General features: G+C 73.6%; 20 protein-coding genes. 9 read left to right on the top strand and 11 right to left on the bottom strand.

Annotation, left to right across the window (positions count from 1 at the left end; genetic code table 11):
- Positions 1-17: 17 nt before the first annotated feature.
- The gene (locus ACFWMZ_RS15425; RefSeq protein ID WP_383201916.1) at positions 18-4658 is read right to left on the bottom strand and encodes an ATP-dependent helicase; all 4641 of its coding nucleotides are present in this window, start codon (positions 4656-4658) and stop codon (positions 18-20) included.
- A gap of 92 nt (positions 4659-4750) precedes the next feature.
- Here ACFWMZ_RS15425 and ACFWMZ_RS15420 point away from each other — a divergent pair, with 92 nt between their 5' ends.
- From ACFWMZ_RS15420 to ACFWMZ_RS15400, 5 genes are all read left to right on the top strand, one after another.
- Positions 4751-5596, top strand: a complete 846-nt coding sequence (locus ACFWMZ_RS15420) for an AraC family transcriptional regulator (RefSeq protein ID WP_383201913.1) — start codon at positions 4751-4753, stop codon at positions 5594-5596.
- Between the two features lie 192 nt (positions 5597-5788).
- Positions 5789-6631, top strand: coding sequence for an AzlC family ABC transporter permease (locus ACFWMZ_RS15415; protein WP_383201911.1), 843 nt, complete (start codon positions 5789-5791; stop codon positions 6629-6631).
- The gene (locus tag ACFWMZ_RS15410) at positions 6628-6936 is read left to right on the top strand and encodes an AzlD domain-containing protein (protein WP_383175564.1); all 309 of its coding nucleotides are present in this window, start codon (positions 6628-6630) and stop codon (positions 6934-6936) included. Before ACFWMZ_RS15415 ends, ACFWMZ_RS15410 begins: the two co-directional genes overlap by 4 nt.
- Before the next feature lie 50 nt (positions 6937-6986).
- On the top strand, positions 6987-7181 hold the full coding sequence (locus tag ACFWMZ_RS15405; RefSeq protein ID WP_383201908.1) for a DUF3046 domain-containing protein: 195 nt from the start codon (positions 6987-6989) through the stop codon (positions 7179-7181).
- Between the two features lie 180 nt (positions 7182-7361).
- Complete coding sequence (locus ACFWMZ_RS15400; RefSeq protein ID WP_383175726.1) at positions 7362-8588, top strand: AI-2E family transporter; 1227 nt, start codon at positions 7362-7364, stop codon at positions 8586-8588.
- On the opposite strand, the gene ACFWMZ_RS15395 is transcribed toward ACFWMZ_RS15400, so the two are convergent.
- Together ACFWMZ_RS15395 and ACFWMZ_RS15390 are read right to left on the bottom strand one after the other, a co-directional pair.
- On the bottom strand, positions 8585-9148 hold the full coding sequence (locus ACFWMZ_RS15395; RefSeq protein WP_383201905.1) for a dihydrofolate reductase family protein: 564 nt from the start codon (positions 9146-9148) through the stop codon (positions 8585-8587). The two genes, ACFWMZ_RS15400 and ACFWMZ_RS15395, sit on opposite strands and share 4 nt — an antisense overlap.
- Entirely contained in the window at positions 9145-9762 is a 618-nt protein-coding gene (locus ACFWMZ_RS15390) for a dihydrofolate reductase family protein (RefSeq protein ID WP_383175573.1), read from the bottom strand. Before ACFWMZ_RS15390 ends, ACFWMZ_RS15395 begins: the two co-directional genes overlap by 4 nt.
- A 319-nt stretch (positions 9763-10081) precedes the next feature.
- On the opposite strand from ACFWMZ_RS15390, the gene recA reads away from it, so the two are divergent.
- Positions 10082-11197, top strand: coding sequence for a recombinase RecA (recA, locus tag ACFWMZ_RS15385; RefSeq protein ID WP_383175575.1), 1116 nt, complete (start codon positions 10082-10084; stop codon positions 11195-11197).
- Between the two features lie 6 nt (positions 11198-11203).
- Positions 11204-11926, top strand: coding sequence for a recombination regulator RecX (recX, locus tag ACFWMZ_RS15380; RefSeq protein WP_383201902.1), 723 nt, complete (start codon positions 11204-11206; stop codon positions 11924-11926).
- Positions 11927-11966: 40 nt separating this feature from the next.
- Here the strand turns inward: recX and ACFWMZ_RS15375 are convergent, their stop codons facing one another.
- From ACFWMZ_RS15375 to ACFWMZ_RS15340, 8 genes are all read right to left on the bottom strand, one after another.
- Entirely contained in the window at positions 11967-12347 is a 381-nt protein-coding gene (locus ACFWMZ_RS15375) for a rhodanese-like domain-containing protein (protein WP_383175729.1), read from the bottom strand.
- A gap of 410 nt (positions 12348-12757) precedes the next feature.
- The gene (locus tag ACFWMZ_RS15370) at positions 12758-13366 is read right to left on the bottom strand and encodes a cysteine dioxygenase (protein WP_383201900.1); all 609 of its coding nucleotides are present in this window, start codon (positions 13364-13366) and stop codon (positions 12758-12760) included.
- Positions 13367-13490: 124 nt separating this feature from the next.
- Positions 13491-13607: a putative leader peptide gene (locus tag ACFWMZ_RS15365; RefSeq protein WP_383175732.1), complete on the bottom strand. Its 117-nt coding sequence runs from the start codon at positions 13605-13607 to the stop codon at positions 13491-13493.
- Between the two features lie 232 nt (positions 13608-13839).
- Positions 13840-15432 carry an FAD-dependent monooxygenase gene (locus ACFWMZ_RS15360; protein WP_383201897.1) on the bottom strand — a complete coding sequence of 531 codons (1593 nt, stop codon included), beginning with the start codon at positions 15430-15432 and terminating at the stop codon, positions 13840-13842.
- 215 nt (positions 15433-15647) lie between these two features.
- Positions 15648-16565 (bottom strand): amino acid ABC transporter permease, encoded by a 918-nt coding sequence (locus ACFWMZ_RS15355; RefSeq protein WP_383175587.1) that lies wholly within the window; start codon positions 16563-16565, stop codon positions 15648-15650.
- Complete coding sequence (locus ACFWMZ_RS15350; RefSeq protein WP_383175590.1) at positions 16562-17227, bottom strand: amino acid ABC transporter permease; 666 nt, start codon at positions 17225-17227, stop codon at positions 16562-16564. Before ACFWMZ_RS15350 ends, ACFWMZ_RS15355 begins: the two co-directional genes overlap by 4 nt.
- A 93-nt stretch (positions 17228-17320) precedes the next feature.
- Positions 17321-18157 carry a glutamate ABC transporter substrate-binding protein gene (locus ACFWMZ_RS15345; RefSeq protein WP_383175593.1) on the bottom strand — a complete coding sequence of 279 codons (837 nt, stop codon included), beginning with the start codon at positions 18155-18157 and terminating at the stop codon, positions 17321-17323.
- Positions 18158-18319: 162 nt separating this feature from the next.
- Positions 18320-19102, bottom strand: a complete 783-nt coding sequence (locus tag ACFWMZ_RS15340; protein ID WP_023416661.1) for an amino acid ABC transporter ATP-binding protein — start codon at positions 19100-19102, stop codon at positions 18320-18322.
- A 366-nt stretch (positions 19103-19468) separates the two neighbouring features.
- Between ACFWMZ_RS15340 and ACFWMZ_RS15335 the strand changes: the two genes are divergently transcribed.
- Both ACFWMZ_RS15335 and ACFWMZ_RS15330 read left to right on the top strand, forming a co-directional pair.
- A complete protein-coding gene (locus tag ACFWMZ_RS15335; protein WP_383175597.1) occupies positions 19469-20167 on the top strand; it encodes a response regulator transcription factor in 699 nt (232 codons plus the stop codon).
- A gap of 5 nt (positions 20168-20172) precedes the next feature.
- Entirely contained in the window at positions 20173-21606 is a 1434-nt protein-coding gene (locus ACFWMZ_RS15330; RefSeq protein ID WP_383175600.1) for a sensor histidine kinase, read from the top strand.
- Positions 21607-21641: the final 35 nt, after the last annotated feature.

The raw sequence follows: 21641 nt of genomic DNA, 5'->3' as shown, positions 1-21641 counted from the left end.
ATGCCGAGGCGCGCCCCTCATCTCTCCCCGCGCAGCCGCAGCCCCCGCGGTGTCGCATGGAACCCCGCCCTCTCCAGGTACGCCCCGACCGGTGAGGTCAGTGCCGGTTCGCCGTTGATGCGCTCGACCGTGACCGTGCCGAGCGAGCCGCCCGCGGCCGACCCGGCGAGCGCGTGGGCGGCGCCCTCCAGACGGGGATCCGGGGCCGACGGGTCGTCCGGGGAGGTGGAGGGCCAGGCCAGCAGGGTCTTGCCGCCGCGTTCCATGTACATCGCCAGCTCACCGTCGACCAGGACCACCATCGCCCCCGCCTTGCGGCCCGGCTTGTGTCCGGCGCCGGTCGGCGGCTCGGGCCAGGGGAGGGCGGCGCCGTACGCGTTGGCCGGGTCGGCCGCCGCCAGGACCAGGGCCTGCCGGGGCGGGCCGCCGCTCTCCCGCTCCGCGGCCGTCGCGGAGGCACGGAGGCGGTCCACCGCACCATCCATCGCGAACTGGGCCGCGCCCAGTCCCTCCACCACGTAACCCCGGCGGGCCTGCCCGCTGTCCTCGAACGCCGACAGGACGCGGTACACGGCGGAGAAGCCGCCCTCGACGCCCTCCGCCGCGACCGCTCCCCGGGTCACCACGCCGTGCCGGTCGAGGAGCGTCCGGGCCAGGGCGTGGGCACGCACCGTCGGATCGGGTTCGAGCGGCGGCAGCAGCGACCAGCGGCCCGCGACGGTGGGCGGGCCCGTCCGTGAGGCCGGGCGCGGCGCCGCGGTGAGCGCGCCGAATCTGCCCCGGGGGACGGTGCGGCGCGCCCGGTGCGCGGTGGACCCGGCGGTCCGGCCGGAGCCGAGGAGGGCGCGGAGCGGAGCGGCCGTGTCGTTGGTCAGCCGCCCGGACCAGGTCAGGTCCCAGACGGCGTCCGCCAGCGCCTGGTCGGAGGCGGTCGGGTGGGCGGCCCGGACCTGGTCGGCGATCTGGCGGAAGAAGAGGCCGTACCCCCCGGCCAGCGCGTCCAGGACCGACTGGTGCAGCGCAGTCAGCTCCAGCGGGTGCGCCGGCGGCAGGAGGAGCGGGGCGTTGTCCGCGAGGTAGAGGGAGACCCAGCCGTCCTTGCCGGGGAGCGAGCCGCTGCCCGCCCACAGCAGCTCCCCGGTGGCGGTCAGCTCGTCGAGCATCGCCGGGTTGTACTGCGCCACCCGGGACGGCAGCACCAGCTTCTCCAGCGCCGAGGCGGGCACCGCCGCGCCCTGGAGCTGCTCCACCGCGCGCACCAGCCCGTCCAGCCCTCGCAGCCCCTGCCCGCCCAGGTGCTGCCAGGGCGGCAGGAAGCGGGCCAGCGCCGTCGGCTCCACCGGCTCCAGCTCCTGCCGCAGCGCGGCGAGGGAGCGGCGGCGGAGTCTGCGCAGCACCGTCGCGTCGCACCACTCCTGACCGATGCCGGACGGATGGAACTCGCCCTGCACGACCCGCCCGGCCGCGCCGAGCCGCTCCAGCGCCCCCTCGGTCACCGCCCGGCCCAACCCGAACCGCTCCGCCGCCGCGGCGGCCGTGAACGGGCCGTGCGTGCGGGCGTACCGGGCGAGGAGGTCGCCCAGCGGGTCCTTGACCGGCTCGGTGAACGCCTCGGGGACGCCCACCGGCAGGGCCGCGCCGAGGGCGTCGCGCAGCCGCCCGGCGTCCTCGATCGCCGCCCAGTGCTCCACCGAGGCGATCCGCACCTCGATCGCGCGGCGTGCCCCGGCCAGCTCCCGTGCCCAGGCGGGGTCCGCGCCGCGCTCCGCCAGCTCGGCCGAGGTCAGCGGACCCAGCACCCGCAGCGCGTCGGCGACGCCCTCCACGTCCTTGATCCGCCGCTCCTCGGTGCGCCACTGGAGCTCCTGCTCCAGCTCGGCGAGGACCTCCGGGTCCAGCAGCTCCCGCAGCTCCGCCTGGCCCAGCAGCTCGGAGAGCAGCCGCGAGTCGAGCGACAGCGCCGCCGCCCGCCGCTCGGCCAGCGGCGAGTCCCCCTCGTAGAGGAACTGCGCGACGTATCCGAAGAGCAAAGAGCGGGCGAAAGGGGAGGCCTCGGGGGTCGTCACCTCCACCAGGCGGACGCGACGGGCCTCCAGATCGCCCATCAGCTCGGTGAGGCCGGGCACGTCGAAGACGTCCTGGAGGCACTCGCGGACCGCCTCCAGCACGATCGGGAAGGAACCGAACTCGCTCGCCACCTGGAGCAGCTGGGAGGCCCGCTGGCGCTGCTGCCAGAGCGGGGTGCGCCTGCCGGGACTGCGGCGCGGCAGCAGCAGGGCACGGGCCGCGCACTCCCGGAACCGCGAGGCGAACAGCGCCGAGCTGCCCACCTGGTCGGTGACGATCTGCTCGATCTCGCCGTGGTCGAAGGTGACGTCCTGGGCGCCGACCGGGGACTGCTCCGTGTCGAACGCCGTGCCGGGGCCCGACGCGTCGTCGTCCAGCAGGTCGAGGCCGAGGAGGTCCGCGTCGGGCAGGCGCAGCACGATCCCGTCGTCGGCGTGCATCACCTGGGCGTCCATGCCGTACCGCTCGGAGAGGCGGGCCCCCAGCGCCAGCGCCCACGGGGCGTGCACCTGCGCGCCGAACGGTGAGTGGATCACCACCCGCCAGTCGCCCAGCTCGTCCCGGAACCGCTCCACGACCACCGTCCGGTCGTCCGGGACGTGCCCGCACGCCTCGCGTTGCTCCTTCAGGTACGACAGGACGTTGTCCGCGGCCCAGCCGTCCAGACCCGCGGTCAGCAGCCGCAGCCGGGCGTCCTCCTCCGGGAGCGCCCCCACCTCCCGGACGAACGCGCCGAGCGCCCGCCCCAGCTCCAGCGGGCGGCCGAGCTGGTCGCCCTTCCAGAACGGCAGCCGCCCCGGCACGCCCGGCGCCGGAGAGACCAGGACCCGGTCCCGGGTGATCTCCTCGATCCGCCAAGAGGTCGTGCCGAGAGTGAAGACGTCCCCGGTGCGCGACTCGTAGACCATCTCCTCGTCCAGCTCACCGACCCGGCCGCCGCCCTTCTTCGGGTCCGCCCCCGCGAGGAACACGCCGAACAGGCCCCGGTCGGGAATGGTGCCGCCGGAGGTGACGGCGAGCCGCTGCGCACCCGGGCGGCCCGTGACCGTGCCCGCCACCCGGTCCCAGACCACGCGCGGGCGCAGCTCCGCGAAGGCATCCGACGGATAACGGCCCGCCAGCATGTCCAGGACTGCGGTGAACGCCGACTCCGGCAGCGAGGCGAACGGTGCGGCCCGCCGGGCCAGCGCCAGCAGGTCGTCGAACTGCCAGGTGTCCATCGCCGTCATCGCCACGATCTGCTGGGCCAGGACGTCCAGCGGGTTCGACGGCACCCGCAGCGCCTCGATCCGCCCCGACCGCATCCGCTCCGTCACCACCGCCGACTGGACGAGGTCGCCCCGGTACTTCGGGAAGACGACGCCCGTGGAGACCGCACCGACCTGGTGCCCCGCGCGCCCCACCCGCTGGAGCCCCGACGCCACCGACGGCGGCGACTCGACCTGGACGACCAGGTCCACCGCGCCCATGTCGATGCCCAGCTCCAGGCTGGAGGTGGCCACCACGGCGGGCAGCCGGCCCGCCTTCAGGTCCTCCTCCACCTGGGCCCGCTGCTCCTTCGACACCGAACCGTGGTGGGCGCGGGCGATCAGCGGCGGCGCGCCGGAGGCCGAGGAGGCGGCGCCCATGAGCTCGGCGGGGGAGTGGTCCTCGGGCATGGCCTCGCCGGTGGCCCGCTCGTAGGCGATCTCGTTCAGCCGGTTGCAGAGGCGCTCGGCGAGGCGGCGGGAGTTGGCGAAGACGATCGTCGACCGGTGGGACTGGATGAGGTCGGTGATGCGCTCCTCGACGTGTGGCCAGATCGAGGGCCGCTCGCCCGAACCCTCGTCACTCACCGGCGAACCGCCCAGCTCGCCGAGATCCTCCACCGGCACCACCACCGACAGGTCGAACTCCTTGCCCGACTCCGGCTGGACGATCTCCACCCTGCGGTGCGGCGACAGGAACCGGGCCACCTCGTCCACCGGCCGGACCGTCGCCGACAGCCCGATACGGCGGGCCGGCCTCGGCAGCAGCTCGTCCAGCCGCTCCAGGGAGAGCGCCAGATGGGCGCCGCGCTTCGTCCCGGCGACCGCGTGCACCTCGTCGAGGATGACCGTCTCGACGCCCGCCAGCGCCTCCCGCGCCGAGGACGTCAGCATCAGGAAGAGCGACTCCGGGGTGGTGATCAGGATGTCCGGCGGCCGCGTCGCCAGCGAGCGCCGCTCGGCCGCCGGGGTGTCACCCGAACGGATGCCCACCCGCACCTCCGGCTCCGGCAGCCCCAGCCGCACCGACTCCTGCCGGATGCCCGTCAGCGGACTGCGCAGATTGCGCTCCACGTCGACGGCGAGGGCCTTCAGCGGCGAGACGTACAGCACCCGGCAGCGCTTGCGGGACTCGGCGGGCGGCGGCGTCGAGGCCAGCGTGTCCAGCGCGGAGAGGAACGCCGCCAGTGTCTTGCCGGAACCGGTCGGCGCCACCACCAGGACGTCGGAACCCTCCGCGATGGCGCCCCACGCGCCCTCCTGCGCGGCGGTGGGCGCGGAGAACGCCCCGGCGAACCAGTTCCGGGTCGCCGGGGAGAACGTGTCGAGCGCTGAGCGTGCCATGGCTCCCATCGTGCACCCGGCCACCGACAACCACCGGTCCCACGCCGTGGACGCGCAGGTCACACGCGGCGCGAGCGGCGCACCATGGACCCATGGAACGGAAGGACAGGCAGGACACCACGCGCGAATGGGCCCGGCACTGGAGCTGGGAGCCGCTGCCCGGCCTCGACCTGCTGCGCGCCCACTACATCCGCCACACCTTCCCCCGCCACAGCCACGAGGGCTTCGCCCTCGGCGCCGTCACCCTCGGCGTGGAACGCGTCGAACTGCCCGGCACCACCCTGCACGCCGGACCCGGGACCCTCGTCATGGTCAACCCGGAGGTCGCCCACGCCGCCCGCGCCGGCGCCCCCGAAGGCTGGGCCTACGCCACCCTGTACCCCTCCCTCGCCCTGGTCCGCGAGGTCGCCGAGACCACCGGGCACCCGCCCGGCACCCCCGCCTTCGACCGGCCCATCGCCGACGACGCCCGCTCCGGCCGCCTCGTCCGCGCCGTCCACCGCGCCGTCGAACACGGCGACGCCCTCGCCGCCGACACCCTCCTGCGCGTCCTCCTCGCCCGCCTCCTCAGCCGCTACGGCACCACCGCGCCCCGCGCCGCCCCGGCCTCCGCGGGCCACCGCACCGCCGAAGGCGCCCGGCTCCTCCTGGAGGAGCGCATGGTCGACCCGCCCTCCCTGGAACAGCTCGCCCACGCCCTCGACAGCAGCTCCTTCGCGGTGCTGCGCGCCTTCAAGGCCGCCTACGGCATGCCCCCGCACACCTGGCTCACCGACGCCCGCGTCCGCCGGGCCCGCACCCTCCTCCAGGCGGGCGTCACCCCCGCCGAGACCGCCGCCGCGGTCGGCTTCAGCGACCAGCCCCACCTCAACCGCCACTTCACCCGCATCGTCGGCGTCACTCCGGGCGCCTACCGCCGGGCCCGCCGGGAGGGCTGAGGCGGGGCGCACGGTACGGGGCGCGGCCCGTCGGACGCGGCGTGCGGGGCGGGCGGTGGGCGGCGTACGGGGCCCGTCGCGCGCGCCGTACGGGGCGCGCGACCTGCGGAAACGCCGCCTACGCGGAACGTCCCGCGGGGGGCGCAAGAACGTACAAGACCGCCCCGTGCCCCGCCCTGTAGCGTCGCGGACGTGGCTGAAGAGACGACCCCCACCGACCCCGCCGGGCCGCCGCCCGGCACCCCCGGCCCCGAGATACCCGCGACCGTGAAGGGCGCGCCCGGGACCCCCGGGGACGGGAACACCGCGCCCCGCCCCGTCGGCGACCGGGCGGTGATCCGCGACGCACTCGGCGTCGGTCTCGCCGTCGGGCTCTCCGGCTTCGCCTTCGGCGCGACCGCCGCCGGAGCCGGGCTCACCGTGGCCCAGGCCTGCGCGCTGAGCCTGCTGGTCTTCACCGGCGCCTCCCAGTTCGCCCTGGTCGGCGCGGTGGCGGCGGGCGGCAACCCGCTCACCGCCGCCGCCGGGGCCTTTTTCCTCGGCGCCCGCAACGCCTTCTACGGACTGCGCCTCTCCCAGCTCCTCGCCCTGCCCCGCGTCGGGCGCCCCCTCGCCGCCCACTGGGTCATCGACGAGACCTCCGCCGTCGCCCTCGCCCAGCAGGGCCGCCGCCACACCCGCATCGGCTTCTTCGCCACCGGGGCCACCCTCTACGTGCTCTGGAACGCCACCACGCTCCTCGGCGCCCTCGGCGCGGAGGCCATCGGCGACACCGGCGCCTGGGGCCTCGACGCGGCCGGACCCGCCGTCTTCCTCGCCCTGCTCGCCCCCATGGTGCGCACCGCCCGCGAACGCGTCACCGCCGTGGCCGCCGTCGTCCTCGGCCTCGGCCTGCTGCCCGTCCTGCCCGGCGGCGTCCCCGTCCTCGTCGCCGCGCTCGCCGCCCCCGCCGTCCTGTGGGCCGAAGGCCGCCGCCGGGCCCGCCCCGACGCCGACGACGACCAGCCCCGTACCTCCGAGGAGAGCCCCCGATGACCGTCTGGATCGCCATCGCGCTCACCGCCGTCGGCTGCTACGCGTGGAAGCTCCTCGGCCTGCTCGTCCCCGCGGGCCTCCTGGAGCGCCCCGTCGTCCAGCGGCTCGCCGCCCTGGTCCCGGTCGCCCTGCTCGCGGCGCTCACCGCCCAGCAGACCTTCGCCCAGGGCGTCTCGCTCACCCTCGACGCCCGCGCGGCGGGACTGGCCGCCGCCGGGGTCGCCCTGCTGCTGCGCGCCCCGTTCCTCGTCGTGGTGGGCGCCGCCGTCGCCGTCACGGCCGGGCTGCGGGCCGTCACCGGCTGACCGGGCCCGCCCGCCCGCCGGGGCGCCGCGCGGAGCGCGATACTGGTCCCATGCGGTTGACGGTTTTCTGGGAACTCATGGCGCACCACTTCGGCGCGGGCTACGCCGAGACCTTCGCCCGCGACCACGTCATGGCGGAACTCGGCGGGCGCACCGTGCGCGAGGCGCTCGACGCGGGGTGGGAGGCGAAGGACGTCTGGCGGGCGGTCTGCATCGCCATGGACGTCCCCGCCGAGCGCCGCTGAGCCCGCGCCGGGCCCCCTCCGCGCGCCGATGTGACCCGGCCGACCTCCCGGGTGGCGCCGCGCCGTCCGCCGGTGGGTGAGACTGAGCCCGTGTCATCGACAGACGAGAGCGCGAGCCCGGCCGACCGCCCCGCCACCGGCCCCGTAGCGGACCCCGACCGTCCGGCCGAGGTGTCGGCCATGCCCCGGTGGCTGCCGCGCGCCATGGTGCTGGCGCTGGCCCTCGTCGCCGCCTTCCAACTGGGCACCTGGGCGTTCCACCAGCTCACCTCGCTGCTGATCAACGTCCTGATCGCCTTCTTCCTGGCCCTCGCCATCGAGCCCGCGGTGAGCTGGATGGCGGCCAGGGGGCTGCGCCGCGGCTTCGCCACCGCCGTCGTCTTCCTCGGCCTGCTCGTCGCCAGCGCGGGGTTCGTGACCCTGCTCGGCTCGATGCTGGCCGGACAGATCGTCGACATGGTCGAGGACTTCCCCGAGTACCTCGACTCGGTGATCAGCTGGATCAACCACACCTTCCACACCGACCTGTCCCGCCTGGAGGTCCAGGACAGCCTGGTCCACTCGGACTGGCTGCGCCGCTACGTGCAGAACAGCGCCACCGGCGTCCTGGACATCTCCGCGCAGGTCCTCGGCGGCCTCTTCCAGCTGCTGACCCTCACCCTCTTCGCCTTCTACTTCGCCGCCGACGGGCCCCGCCTGCGCCGGGCCCTGTGCTCGGTGCTGCCGCCCGCCCGCCAGGCCGAGGTGCTCCGCGCCTGGGAGATCGCGGTCGACAAGACCGGCGGCTACCTCTACTCGCGCGGCCTCATGGCGCTGATCTCCGGCGTCGCCCACTACGTCCTGCTCCAGTGGCTCGGCGTCCCCTACGCCCCGGCCCTCGCCGTCTGGGTCGGCCTGGTCTCCCAGTTCATCCCCACCATCGGCACCTACCTGGCCGGCGCCCTGCCGATGCTCATCGCCTTCACCGTCGACCCCTGGTACGCCCTGTGGGTGCTCGGCTTCGTCGTCGTGTACCAGCAGTTCGAGAACTACATGCTCCAGCCGAAGCTGACCGCGAAGACCGTCGACATCCACCCCGCCGTCGCCTTCGGCTCCGTCATCGCGGGCACCGCCCTCCTCGGCGCCGTCGGCGCCCTGATCGCCATCCCCGCCGTCGCCACCCTCCAGGCGTTCCTCGGCGCCTACGTCCGCCGCTACGACGTCCACGACGAGGCCCGCGTCAGCGGCCAGCGGCACCGGGCGCCGGGCCCCCTGCTGGTCCGGGTGCGCAAGGCGCTGCGCCTCCCCAACGAGGAGACCGCAGGACCGGACGTCATCGCGCCGCCGCCGGAGGGCCACCCCGACGCGGAGGGCGGGGCCACCAGGGCCGAGCCCGGCGGGGACGAGCGGCCGGACGGGCGGGGCTAGCGCGGCCGGTAGCGCAGGTTCACCTCGGCCGAGGGATCGTCGCCGTTGAGCAGCGCGAGGCGGACGGGGGAGCCCCCGGGGTTGTCGAACAGCCGGACCCCGTCGCCGAGCAGCACCGGCGCGACGTGCAGGTCGATCTCGTCGATCAGCCCGCGTTCGAGGAGCTGCCGCCCGATCGTCGGCGAGAAGACCTCCAGGTTCTTGCCGCCCGCGGCCTCCAGCCCGATCCGGACCGCCTCGGCCACGTCGCAGTTCAGGAACGTCGCACCGGGGGCGGGCCGCGCGTCCTCGGGGTGGTGCGTCAGCACGAAGAGCGGCCCCTGCCACGCACCGCCGTAGACGGCACCGGGCTCGGGGTACGCCTCCCAGCCGTCCCGCCCGCCCAGCACGGCACCGGTCGTCGCGGCGTACTCCTCGACGATGCCGGGCCGGGAGGCGAGCCCCGTCATCCAGTCCATCGCGTGGTCCGGCCCCGCCACGAAGCCGTCCAGCGACATGGTGAAGTGCCAGAGCACCTTCCCTCCGGCGGTCTGCGGCCGGGTGTCCGGCAGCGAGCTCACCGGAGGATCTCGTAGGTCAGGTGCGTCGCGTTCGACGTCACGGTCACCTCCCGCTGCACCAGCGTGCGCGGGACGCCGCCGGTGAACAGCGGGGTCCCCGCGCCCAGCACGACGGGCGCGAGGTGCAGCGTCAGCACGTCGACCAGTCCGGCGTCGAGAGCCGAGCGGAGGGTGGCCGCCCCGCCCATGAGGACGGCGTCGAGCTCCGTGCCGCGCTGCGCCGAGGCCGCCTGAGCGCGCTCGCGCGCGGTGGCGACGGCGTCGGACAGACCGGTGGTGACGAACGTCCAGTCCAGACCGGTGAGCCGCAGCGACTCGGGCAGCGCACTCGTCACCACGACGAACGCGGGTTTCCCGGCCTCCCCGGCGCCGTAGCCGGTCTCCTCGCTCCAGCCCTCCGGGCCGTCGACCACGTCGAAGAGCCGTCGGCCGAGGACGACGGCGCCCGACCGGGCGGTCGCTTCGCCCAGGACCCGGCGGTCGTCGGCGTCTTCGGAGAACGCCCAGGTGTGCAGGGCCTCGCCGCCGGTGCCCAGGCCGTTGTGCGGCCCTGGGTCCGGCCCGGTGACGAAGCCGTCGAGAGAGACGGAGATGTCAGCGATGATGCGCGTCATACCGGGGCAGACCCCCTCCACCACCCGAACTCGTCGGTCATACGGGAAGCGTGCGCCTCCCTGGCCGTTCGCGCGCGTCCGGGCCGCCGTTGGCGGTGCCGCCGCCGCCCGCACGAACCTCACGCGGGGCCGTGTGGCACGCTTGACACGAAATTCGAACATCCATTCTTATGAAGAATCTGGCGATGCGGCGCCCCGGTTCCAGGCAGTTCGGGGGCGGAGTTATCCACAGCCGCGAGGGCGTCGAGGCGCATTGTCAGTGCCAGGCGTTAGCGTTTTCGACGTGAAGCGAACGACTCAAGCAAATCGGGTGGAACCCATGGCTGGAACCGACCGCGAGAAGGCGCTCGACGCCGCACTCGCACAGATTGAACGGCAGTTCGGCAAGGGCGCGGTCATGCGCATGGGCGAGCGGCCGAACGAGCCCATCGAGGTGATCCCCACGGGCTCGACCGCACTGGACATCGCCCTCGGCGTCGGCGGCCTGCCCCGCGGCCGCGTCGTCGAGGTCTACGGCCCGGAGTCCTCCGGCAAGACGACCCTGACCCTGCACGCCGTGGCCAACGCCCAGAAGGCCGGCGGCCAGGTGGCCTTCGTCGACGCGGAGCACGCGCTCGACCCGGAGTACGCCAAGAAGCTCGGCGTCGACATCGACAACCTCATCCTGTCCCAGCCGGACAACGGCGAGCAGGCGCTGGAGATCGTCGACATGCTGGTCCGCTCCGGCGCGCTCGACCTGATCGTCATCGACTCCGTCGCCGCCCTGGTGCCGCGGGCCGAGATCGAGGGCGAGATGGGCGACTCCCACGTGGGTCTCCAGGCCCGCCTGATGAGCCAGGCCCTGCGGAAGATCACCAGCGCGCTCAACCAGTCCAAGACCACGGCGATCTTCATCAACCAGCTCCGCGAGAAGATCGGCGTGATGTTCGGCTCCCCGGAGACGACGACCGGTGGCCGCGCCCTGAAGTTCTACGCCTCGGTCCGGATCGACATCCGCCGCATCGAGACGCTCAAGGACGGCACCGACGCGGTGGGCAACCGCACCCGCTGCAAGGTGGTCAAGAACAAGGTCGCCCCGCCCTTCAAGCAGGCCGAGTTCGACATCCTCTACGGCCACGGCATCAGCCGCGAGGGCGGCCTGATCGACATGGGCGTGGAGCACGGCTTCGTCCGCAAGGCGGGTGCCTGGTACACCTACGAGGGCGACCAGCTCGGCCAGGGCAAGGAGAACGCCCGCAACTTCCTCAAGGACAACCCCGACCTGGCCGACGAGATCGAGCGCAAGATCAAGGAGAAGCTCGGCGTGGGCGTGCGGCCCGAGGCCGCCGCTCCCGAGCCCGCCGCCGACGGCGCGCCCACCGAGGAGGCCAAGGCGGTTCCCGCCCCCGCGGCCAAGGCCACCCGGGCGACCAAGGCCGCGGCGGCCAAGGGCTGATCCGCCGTGGCGCAGTGGGCCCGGCGTCCGGACGCCGACGATCACCCGCAGGAGCAGGCAGCGCCCCTGCCCGGCGCCCCGTGGCCCGATCCGGACGACGGGGGCACGGGACCGGAGGGTGAACCGGCCGGTGCGGGGGCCGGCCGGCGGCGAGGGCGCGGACGCCGCCCGGGCGGCGGTGCGGCCGGTGGTTCCTCCTTCCCGTCGAGGGCCGGGAGGGAGGAACCACCTCAGGACCCCGCGGAGCGCGCCCGCGCCATCTGCCTGCGCCTGCTGACCGGCACGGCCCGCACGCGCAGCCAGCTCGCCGAGGCGCTCCGCAAGCGGGAGATCCCCGACGAGGTGGCCGACGAGGTGCTGACCCGCTTCGAGGAAGTCGGCCTGATCGACGACGAGAAGTTCGCTGACTCCTGGGTCGAGTCCCGCCACCACGGGCGGGGCCTGGCCCGGCGAGCCCTGGCCCGCGAACTGCGCACCAAAGGGGTCGACGCCGCCGTGGTCGACGAGGCGGTCTCCAAGCTCGACCCGGAGCAGGAGGAGCGCACCGCCCGCGAACTGGTCGACCGCAAACTCCGCTCCACCCGTGGCCTCGACCGGGACAAGCGGTTGCGCCGACTCGCCGGGATGCTCGCCCGCAAGGGGTACGGGGAGGGACTGGCGCTGCGGGTCGTGCGCCAGGCGCTGGAGGAGGAAGGGGAGGACGTGGAGGAGCACATATGGAGTGACTGACCGGCGAGGTCGGTTGTTTTCCCCGCCGGGCAGGGGCCGGTCAAGGTGAGGTGGGCGTGGTGACCGGCAGGCCCGCTGCGCGCCAGGCCTGGAACCCGCCGACGAGGTCGGTCGCCCGGTGCAGGCCGAGGTCGTGGAGCGAGGCGGCGGCCAGGCTGGAGGCGTAGCCCTCGTTGCAGACCACGACGATCGCGCGGTCGTGGCGGTCCGCCTCCGCGAGCCGATGGCTGCCCTGCGGGTCGAGCCGCCATTCCAGTTCGTTCCGCTCGACGACCAGGGCGCCTGGGATCAGACCGTCCCGGTCGCGCAGAGCCGCGTAGCGGATGTCCACCAGCAGGGCTCCGTCGCGGGAGGCGGCCTGCGCCTGCTCCGGCGTGAGCCGGTGCAGACGGGAGCGGACGCGCTCCAGGTGCGTGTCTATGGGGACGGGGGTGGGGGTTGGTTCGGCTGCGGTTGGCTTTGCGGATGCCGCTGCGGCTCCGGCGGCGGGGGCAGTGGGGCTCGTGGGGGTGGGGGCCTGAGGTGCGGCGGTGTGCCTCTCCGTGGCGTGCGAACCCGGGGTGTGAGTCTCCGTTGCGTGCGAGCCCGCGGTGGGCGTCTGCCTGGTGTGCGTCTTTTCGGTGTGCGACCCCGCGGTGTGCGACCCCGCGGTGTGCGGCTCTCCGGTGCGAGACCCACCGGCGCGCGACTCCGTGATGGGCGCTCCCGTGACGTGTGTCCCTGCGGGGTGCGCGCTGCGGGTGGGCTGGTCGTCGGGGGAGGCGGGGAGGGTGGGGTGGGGGGAGGGGGGCCCCGAAGAAGGGAAAGCCGAATGGGCCGATTCGAAGCCGGTCACTGCCAGTCCTCCGGTCGTTCGATCTGCTCCAGCCGCAGAGCCTGCCCCGAGCGGCTGTAGCGGCGCATCAGCGGGAGCGGCGGGTAGTAGGCGTGGACCGAGACGGCGTGGTCGTGCTCAGCGGTGTTGAGTACCTGGTGGACATGGTGCGGACCGAAGGCGCGGCCCTGCTCCGGGCCCAACTCCCTTGTCCGGTCGACACCTTCGGGGAGTTCCAGGGTGGTGCCCGTCTCGCCTCCGGCGGGGAGCCGGTGGGCCAGCGCGTCCTCGCGGAGGCTTCCGGCGGCCGTGGCGAAGGCGCCGTAGGAGCCGCCGTGGTCGTGCCAGCCGGTGCCGGTTCCGGGCGGCCAGCCGATCAGCCATGCCTCGCTGCCGCCCGGTCCGTCGAGGCGGAGCCAGGTGCGGCCCTCGGGATCGAGAGGGAGGGAGGCGACGAGGGAGGTGTCGGCGGCGGAGCGGCGGACGAAGGCGAGCAGTTCCGCCTGGCCCGGGCCGCCGGGGGCGTCCCCCGTCGGCGCTTCGGTCCTGGGGGAGAGGGGTGCGGAGGTGGGGGAGGGGAGAGCCGGAGCGCCGGTGGGGGCGACCGGGGGGAGGGGGTGGGACACGTGTGCCGTCCTGGGATTCGCTGAGGACGTACGGGCGGCGGCGCGCGGACACGGAGAAGCCTGTGTGCGCGGGGCGGCGAGGCCGCGGATGCGCGGCGGCCACGTACGGGGAAGTGGGGCGAAGTCAGCAGGAGGTGCGACACACGCAGCCCGCGTAGCGGACCAGGTCCATGTGGACCCTCCGCCACAGGCGGGTCTCGGTGTCGGTCACGCTCCGGAGTAGACCATGGGGGTCGACCATGGTCAACCGTGCGTCCGACTGGTGGGCCTTGGCGCCATCTGCAAGAGCCACGCGGCGACGGCGCGGCACAAGGTGGACTTGCCGACGCCGGGGATGCTTCCGACGACGGAGATCGGATGCGTGGTCATAGGGGCGGTGCCGCCCCGGCGTTGCAAGGGCCGCGAGGCCTTCGCCAGGTGAAGAGAGCCGCGGGTGCCGTGCGCCGCGCCCGCAGCTGCTGCCATCCGGCCCCTCACCGCCCCGCCCGTGCGGCCCCTTCCCGTTCCCCGGCCTCCGCCCCGCACACCGTCCGTGCCGCTGCCCGCAGTTCGCCCTGGTCGACGCCGCTGAGGGCGAGGGCGAGGTGGCCGTCGGGGCGGACGAGGAGGACGGTGTGGGCGGCGGCGCCGGGGTAGTTCTCGGCGACGAGGAGTTCGGCGGGCTGGGGGAGGGCGGCGACCGCCTCGGCGAGGCGGGGCATGACACCGGCCGTCATCCAGTGGCGGCGGTCCCAGACGCCGGTGCCCGGGGCGACCAGGACCACCAGCAGGGCGGGGCGGCCCAGCCGGTCGCGGAGCCGGACCGTCGAGCCGTCCTCGGCGGTGACCGGGACGTCCGTGACCAGGTCGCCCACGCCCACGTCGGCGCTGGTGCGGGGGTGTGCCGGGACGGGGGTGAGCGGCGAGCCCAGGTGGGCCGGGGGCGCGCCGAGCGGACCCCGGCCGAGGTGGGCGTCGCTGGACAGCGCCTCGTGGCCGCGGGCCGCGCCGGGCAGCAGCGGGCGCAGGGCGGAGCTCCCGCGCAGTATCGGCAGGGACTGGTCGGCCGCGCGCAGCCGGGCGGCGACGACGGCGCGCCGCTCCTGCTGGTAGCTGTCGAGGAGGGTGTCCCGGGCCTCCCCGTGGCGGATCAGGGCCAGTTTCCAGGCGAGGTTGTCGGCGTCGCGCAGCCCTTCGTCCACGGCGGGCGTGCCGAGCGCGCCCAGCAGGTGCGCGGCGTCCCCGGCGAGCAGGACCCGGCCGGAGCGCCAGCGCCGGGCGAGGCGGTGGTGGACGGTGTGCACACCGGTGTCGAGGAGGTCGTACGGCGGGGTGGTGCCGTCGGTCCAGCCGGCGAGGGTGGCCCTGATCCGCGCCACCAGTGCGTCGGGGGTGACCAGTTCGCCGCCGGGCGGCAGCAGCCAGTCGATCCGCCAGCGGCCGCCGGGCAGCGGCCGGGCGGTGACCTCGGTGCCGGAGCCGCGCCACGGCGGGTTGCGGTGCAGCACCGCCTCGCCGGCGAACGGCAGGTCGCAGCGGACCGCGGCGACGGCGTGCCGCTCCACGGCGGTGCGGCCGGGGAAGCGGATGTCGAGGAGTTTGCGGACGGTCGAGCGGGGTCCGTCGCAACCGACCAGGTGGCTGCCGCGCCAGGTGGGCCCCCCGGCCCCGCTGGTGTGCGCGGTGACCCCGCCGCCGTCCTGGTCGAGCCCGTCGAGGCGGGTGGCGGGGACGAGGCGGGCGAGGGGTTCGCGGTCCAGGGCGTCGCGCAGCGCCCCGGTGAGGACGTGCTGCGGCAGGTGGAGCGGGGCGGGCAGCGCCTCGCCGTAGGTGTGGGCGGCCAGTTCCTGGCGGCGGCGCAGGGAGCGTACGCCGGTCAGCCGGGTGCCGTTCTCCGTGAAGCCGGTCCCGGCGAGGCGGGCCGTGAGCGCCGCCGTGTCCTCGCGCAGGACGACGGTGCGGGCGCAGCGTTCCTCGTCGCGGCCGGGGCCCTGGTCGAGGACGACGGTCGGGACCTCGTGGCGGGCGAGCGCCAGCGACAGGGCGAGCCCGGCGGGGCCCGCCCCGACGATGATCACCGGGTCCACGGGGCCGCCTCCCGGGGTGTCCGAGGGGCAGGTGAGAGGGGTGGGGCGGGGCGGGAACTGGCAGTTTGAGCCCGGGGCACGATCACAGAACGTATGCAACCCATTGCCGCTGTCCGCGTCAAGCGACGGAGGCGGCGACATGATCGTCGCCGCCTCCGTGGTCCTCCGACTGCCGCGTCGCGTCGAGGCCGGGGGAGGGGTGGTGGGTGGGGCCGCTAGTCGGCCGGGCCGCCCGCGCCGCCGTCCGGACCGGCACCGAGCCGGGCCTTGGCGCCCACCGTCTTGGCGTCCTCGACGGCCTCGGCGCCGAGGACGGCGCCGCTCGACTTCTTCCTGCGCCGCAGCCACTTCTCCAGCCAGGAGGCGAAGGAGGTGAGGATCAGGTTGAGCACCACGAAGATGACGGCCACCACGATGAAGCTCGGGATGGTGTTGCCGTAGAAGGCGCTCATGGTCCCGCGGGACCGCAGCAGTTCGGTGAAGCCGATCATGGCTCCGCCGAGCGCGGTGTCCTTCACGATGACGACCAGCTGGCTGACGATGGCGGGGAGCATCGCGGTGACCGCCTGCGGCAGCAGGACGAACCGCATCGTCTGGCTCTTGCGCAGGCCGATCGCCTTGGCGGCCTCGGCCTGGCCGCTCGGCAGCGACAGGATGCCGGCCCGGACGATTTCCGCGAGCACCGAGGCGTTGTAGAGGACGAGGCCGGTGACGACCGCGTACAGCGGGCGGATGTCGGACTCGACGACGCCCGAGTACAGCTCGTTGGCGAAGACCATCAGGATGAGGACCGGGATGGCGCGGAAGAACTCCACCACCATGCCCGCCGGGACCCGTATCCACGCGTGGTCGGAGAGCCGGGCGATGCCGAACACCGCGCCCAGGGGGAGGGCGATGACCATCGACAGGGCCGCGGCCTTGAGGGTGTTGCCCAGGCCCGGCAGGAGGTAGACGGTCCAGGACGAGGACTCGGTGAAGGGCTTCCACTTCGCCCAGTCCAGGTGGCCCTTGTCGCCCAGCGCGGCCACCAGCCACCAGACGCCCGCCACCAGCAGGATGCTGAAGATGACGGAGACGATCAGGTTGCGCGCCTTGGCGCGGGGGCCCGGGTTGTCGTACAGAACGGAGCTCATCGCTTCACCGCCAGCCGCTTGCCCAGCCATCCCAGCAGGAGGCCGGTGGGAAGTGTCAGGACCACGAATCCGAGGGCGAAGACGCCGGTGATCAGGATCAGCTGCGCCTCGTTCTCGACCATCTCCTTCATCAGGAGGGCGGCTTCGCCGACGCCGATCGCCGCCGCGACCGTGGTGTTCTTGGTCAGCGCGATCAGGACGTTGGCCAGCGGCGCGATCACCGTGCGGAACGCCTGCGGCAGCACGATGAGGGTGAGCACCTGGGTGAAGTTGAGCCCGAGGGCGCGAGCCGCCTCGGCCTGTCCCACGGGGACGGTGTTGATGCCGGAGCGCACCGACTCGCAGACGAAGGCGGCCGTGTAGACGCTGAGTCCGAGGACCGCCATCCGGAAGGCGACGTCCTGGACACCCTCGCCGCCGAGGGTGAGCCGGAAGGTGTCGGCCAGGCCCAGCGAGGTGAACACGATGATGACCGTCAGCGGAATGTTCCGGACGATGTTCACGTACGCCGTGGCGAAGCCACGCATGAGGGGCACGGGACTGACCCGCATCGCGGCCAGCACGGTGCCCAGGACGAGGGAACCGACGCCCGAGAGGAGGGTGAGCTTCACCGTCACCCAGAAGGCCCCGAGCAAGTCATAGTCTTGAAGAAAGTCGAACACGATCTCCCGCGCTCTCGCATGTATGGGCGGCGCGGCACGCCGCCCGCGTCGGGGCGGCGTGCCGGCAGGACTTCGGTCAGTGCGACCCGCGGGTCACTTGACGACGTCGCCGATCTTCGGGGCGGGCTCGTTCTTGTAGTCGGCCGGGCCGAAGTTGGCCTCGACGGCCTTGTCCCAGCTGCCGTCCTCGACCATCTTCTCCAGAGCCTTGTTGATCTTGGCCTTGAGGTCGGAGCCCTTCTTGACGCCGACGCCGTAGTTCTCGTTGGACAGGCTCAGGCCCGCCAGCTTGAACTTGCCCTTGTACTGCTCCTGCGCGGCGTAGCCGGCGAGGATCGAGTCGTCGGTGGTCAGCGCGTCGACGGCACCGGTCTGCAGGCCCTCCAGGCACTCGGAGTAGCCGCCGTACTCCTTGAGCTGGGCGCCCTTGGCGAACTTCTCCTTGACGTTCTGCGCGGAGGTCGAACCGGCCACCGAGCAGAGGGTCTTGCCGTTGAGGTCCTCGGCCTTGCCGATCTTGTCGTCGGCGCGGATCAGCACGTCCTGGTGGGCGAGGAGGTAGGGGCCGGCGAAGTCGACCTTCGCCTCGCGCTCCTCGGTGATCGAGTACGAGGCGGCGATGAACTCGACGTCACCGCGGGAGAGGGCGTTCTCGCGGTCGGCGCTGGGGGTCTCCTTGAACTCGATCTGCTTCTCGGAGTAGCCCAGCTCCTTGGCCACGTAGGTCGCGACGTCCACGTCGAAGCCGGTGAAGGTGCCCTGCGGCGTCTTCTGGCCGATGCCGGGCTGGTCGAACTTGATACCGACGGCGATCGTCTTGCCGCCGCCGTTGCCGCCGCCCTCTTCACCGTCGCCCGACCCGCACGCGGTGGCGGTCAGGGCGAGGGCGACGACGGCAGCCGAGGCGGCCGAGACCTTGCGGAAGTTCATCGTGGACATCCTTTGCCTAGTCAGATGGTTCGACAGCGCGTACGCGGCCGGGTGCGGGTGCCCTCCCGCCAGGGGAGCGGGTGTCCTCCCGGGGGGAGGGTGGGCGGCTCCGGGTCCTAGGGCGGGTCCTGGGGCCGAAGGGCGGGATCCTCGTGGGGAGGATCAGTGATGCAGGATCTTCGAGAGGAAGTCCTTCGCCCGGTCGCTGCGCGGGTTGGTGAAGAACTGCTCGGGGGTCGCCTGCTCGACGATCTGGCCGTCCGCCATGAAGACCACGCGGTTGGCCGCGGAGCGGGCGAAGCCCATCTCGTGCGTGACGACGACCATCGTCATGCCGTCCCGGGCGAGCTGCTGCATGACCTCCAGCACCTCGTTGATCATCTCCGGGTCGAGCGCGGAGGTCGGCTCGTCGAAGAGCATCACCTTCGGCTCCATCGCCAGCGCGCGGGCGATGGCCACCCGCTGCTGCTGGCCGCCGGAGAGCTGCGCCGGGTACTTGTCCGCCTGGTTGGCGACGCCCACGCGGTCGAGCAGGGCGCGGGCCGACCGCTCGGCCTCGGCCTTGTCCTTCTTGCGGACCTTGATCTGCCCCAGCATCACGTTCTCGAGCACGGTCTTGTGCGCGAAGAGGTTGAAGGACTGGAAGACCATGCCCACGTCGGCACGGAGCCGGGCCAGTTCCCTGCCCTCCGCCGGAAGAGGCTTCCCGTCCAGGGTGATGCTGCCGGAGTCGACCGACTCCAGGCGGTTGATCGTGCGGCACAGCGTGGACTTGCCCGAACCCGAAGGGCCGATGACGACCACGACCTCGCCCCGGGCGATGGTCAGATCGATGTCCTGGAGCACGTGCAGCGCACCGAAGTGCTTGTTGACATTGCTGAGCGCGACCAGTGCGTCTGCCTCTGCCGCGGGAATGGTGTCCTTGGTCACCGATACGTCACTCATCGGGGTCTTGCTCCATCCTCCTCGGTTGGGGAGGACAGTAGTCACGCAGTGCGATCACCGTCATTACATCTGAGCGGAAATTGAGCATAACGATCGGGCTTCAACCGGACACAGGCCGTGAACGGGACGGTCTCCGCGCGTACCGGGTGCATAACGGAACAAGCCCGTGACCCCGGGGCTCTTGACGTGCACCCCTGCCATCCGCGTGGATGCTCAGTACCCCGCGTCTGCGCCCGCAGCCGCACCGAGGGTGTCCGCGGACCGGCCCACGCAGCGAGGACGGGACGGGGGACGCGCCAGGGGACGTCTCCCCGGGGGCGGCGCCGGCCGCCGAGGACACGACCTGAGCTACCGAGGAGGCCGGACGTGAGACTGCTGCTCGTCGAGGACGACAACCATGTCGCCGGCGCCCTCTCCGCCATCCTGGCCCGGCACGGCTTCCAGGTGACGCACGCCCGCAGCGGCGAGGAGGCGCTCACCGCACTGCTGCCCGCCCAAGGCCCGCCGTTCGGCGTCGTCCTCCTCGACCTCGGCCTGCCCGACCAGGACGGCTACGAGGTGTGCGGCAAGATCCGCGCCCGTTCCGCCGTGCCGGTCATCATGGTGACCGCCCGCGCCGATGTCCGCTCCCGCATACACGGGCTCAACCTCGGCGCCGACGACTACGTGGTCAAGCCGTACGACACCGGCGAACTCCTCGCCCGTATCCACGCCGTGGCCCGCCGCAACCAGCCCGGCGACCCCGACGACGCCGCCGCCCCCGCGCCCGGCACGCTGGTCCTCGGCGCCGTCCAGGTCGAACTTCCCACCCGGCGCGTCAGCGTCGGCGGCCAGACCGTCGCCCTGACCCGCAAGGAGTTCGACCTGCTCGCCCTCCTGGTGCAGCGGCCCGGCGTGGTCTTCCGCCGCGAGCAGATCATCAGCGAGGTGTGGCGCACCAGTTGGGAGGGGACGGGCCGGACCCTGGAGGTGCACGTCGCCTCGCTCCGCGCCAAGCTGCGCCGCCCCGCCCTGATCGAGACGGTCCGCGGCGTCGGCTACCGGCTCGTGGACCCCGGCGCGTAGGTCCCGTGCGTACCCGCCTTCTCCAGCTCCTCATCACCCTGCTCGCCGTGGTGCTGGTCATGCTGGGCGTGCCGCTCGCGCAGAACGTCGCGGGCGCCGAGCAGCAGAAGGTCGTCGTCGACCGCATCGACGACACCGCCCGCTTCGCCTCCCTCGCCCAGTACGTCACCAAGCGCACCACCGGCTCCGCGCCGCTCACCGGCAAGGACGAGCGCCGCGAGACCCTTCAGCAGGAACTCTCCCGCTACCACGCGGTGTACGGCATCAAGGCCGGGGTCTTCTACCGCAACGGCGAGCCCATGGCCCGCGCCCCACAGAACTGGCAGATCCCCGAGACGGGCGACGCGCGGGAGGCGTTCACCACCTCGCTGATGTCCCGCCGCAGCCACGACCCCGGCCAGGTGTGGCCCTGGCAGGACGGCCGGATCGTCGTCGCCTCCCCGGTGATCCGCGACGGCGACGTGATCGCGGTGGTGGTCACCGACTCCCCGACCGGGCAGATGCGGTCGAAGATCCTCCACGGCCTGCTGCTGATCGCCGCCGGTGAGGCCCTGGCCATGCTGGTCGCGGTCGCCTTCGCGCTGCGCCTCACCGGCTGGGTCCTCACTCCGGTCCGGGTCCTCGACGCCACCACCCACGACATCGCCACCGGCCGCCTCAAGTCCCGGGTCGCGCCCTCCGGCGGGCCGCCCGAACTGCGCCGTCTGGCCCGTTCCTTCAACGAGATGGCCGACCACGTCGAGGACGTCCTCGAACAGCAGCGGGCCTTCGTCGCCGACGCCTCCCACCAGCTCCGCAACCCGCTCTCCGCGCTGCTGCTGCGCATCGAGCTCCTCGCGCTGGAGCTCCCCGAGGGCAACGAGGAGATCGCCTCCGTACGCGCCGAGGGCAAGCGCCTGGCCCGGGTCCTGGACGACCTGCTCGACCTCGCCCTGGCCGAGCACGCCGCCCCCGACCTCCACCTCACCGACCTCGGCCAGCTCACCGAGGAGCGCGCCGCCGCCTGGCGCCCGCTCGCCGAGGAGCGCGGCATACGGCTGACGGCCCACTGCCCGGCCGTCACCGGCTGGGCCGACCCGGTCGCCTTCTCCAGCGCGCTGGACGCCGTCATCGACAACGCGCTGAAGTTCACCCCCGGCGGCGAGCAGGTCACCGTGCGCGCCGCCTCCTCGGGGGCGCGTACCACCGTCGAGGTGGCCGACGCGGGCCCCGGCCTCACCGACGAGGAGCTGGAGCGGATCGGCGACCGGTTCTGGCGCAGCGGCCGCCACCAGAACGTGCAGGGCTCAGGGCTCGGCCTCTCCATCTCCCGCGCCCTGCTCGGCGCCGGCGGCGGCGAGCTGGCCTACGCCCACGCCGAGCCGAACGGCCTCAAGGTCACGCTGACGGTGCCCCGGCAGGCGCCCGAGCAACCCGTGGCGGCCGACGGCGCGGAGTGAGGCGGGCGGGGCGCGAGGAGGCGTACCCGCCAGGT

Source organism: Streptomyces sp. NPDC058373 (genome assembly GCF_042723275.1).
GTDB lineage: Bacteria > Actinomycetota > Actinomycetes > Streptomycetales > Streptomycetaceae > Streptomyces.
The sequence above is the reverse complement of the archived record's forward strand: the minus strand, read 5'-3'. Positions and strand labels throughout refer to the sequence as shown.

What these genes read in the sequence shown, in the direction of transcription:
- ACFWMZ_RS15425 (WP_383201916.1), bottom strand. Translation starts at nt 4,658, where the DNA reads ATGGCACGCTCAGCGCTCGACACGTTCTCCCCGGCGACCCGGAACTGG.
- ACFWMZ_RS15420 (WP_383201913.1), top strand. Translation starts at nt 4,751, where the DNA reads ATGGAACGGAAGGACAGGCAGGACACCACGCGCGAATGGGCCCGGCAC.
- ACFWMZ_RS15410 (WP_383175564.1), top strand. Translation starts at nt 6,628, where the DNA reads ATGACCGTCTGGATCGCCATCGCGCTCACCGCCGTCGGCTGCTACGCG.
- ACFWMZ_RS15405 (WP_383201908.1), top strand. Translation starts at nt 6,987, where the DNA reads ATGCGGTTGACGGTTTTCTGGGAACTCATGGCGCACCACTTCGGCGCG.
- ACFWMZ_RS15400 (WP_383175726.1), top strand. Translation starts at nt 7,362, where the DNA reads ATGCCCCGGTGGCTGCCGCGCGCCATGGTGCTGGCGCTGGCCCTCGTC.
- ACFWMZ_RS15390 (WP_383175573.1), bottom strand. Translation starts at nt 9,762, where the DNA reads ATGACGCGCATCATCGCTGACATCTCCGTCTCTCTCGACGGCTTCGTC.
- recA (WP_383175575.1), top strand. Translation starts at nt 10,082, where the DNA reads ATGGCTGGAACCGACCGCGAGAAGGCGCTCGACGCCGCACTCGCACAG.
- ACFWMZ_RS15365 (WP_383175732.1), bottom strand. Translation starts at nt 13,607, where the DNA reads ATGGTCGACCCCCATGGTCTACTCCGGAGCGTGACCGACACCGAGACC.
- ACFWMZ_RS15355 (WP_383175587.1), bottom strand. Translation starts at nt 16,565, where the DNA reads ATGAGCTCCGTTCTGTACGACAACCCGGGCCCCCGCGCCAAGGCGCGC.
- ACFWMZ_RS15345 (WP_383175593.1), bottom strand. Translation starts at nt 18,157, where the DNA reads ATGAACTTCCGCAAGGTCTCGGCCGCCTCGGCTGCCGTCGTCGCCCTC.
- ACFWMZ_RS15340 (WP_023416661.1), bottom strand. Translation starts at nt 19,102, where the DNA reads ATGAGTGACGTATCGGTGACCAAGGACACCATTCCCGCGGCAGAGGCA.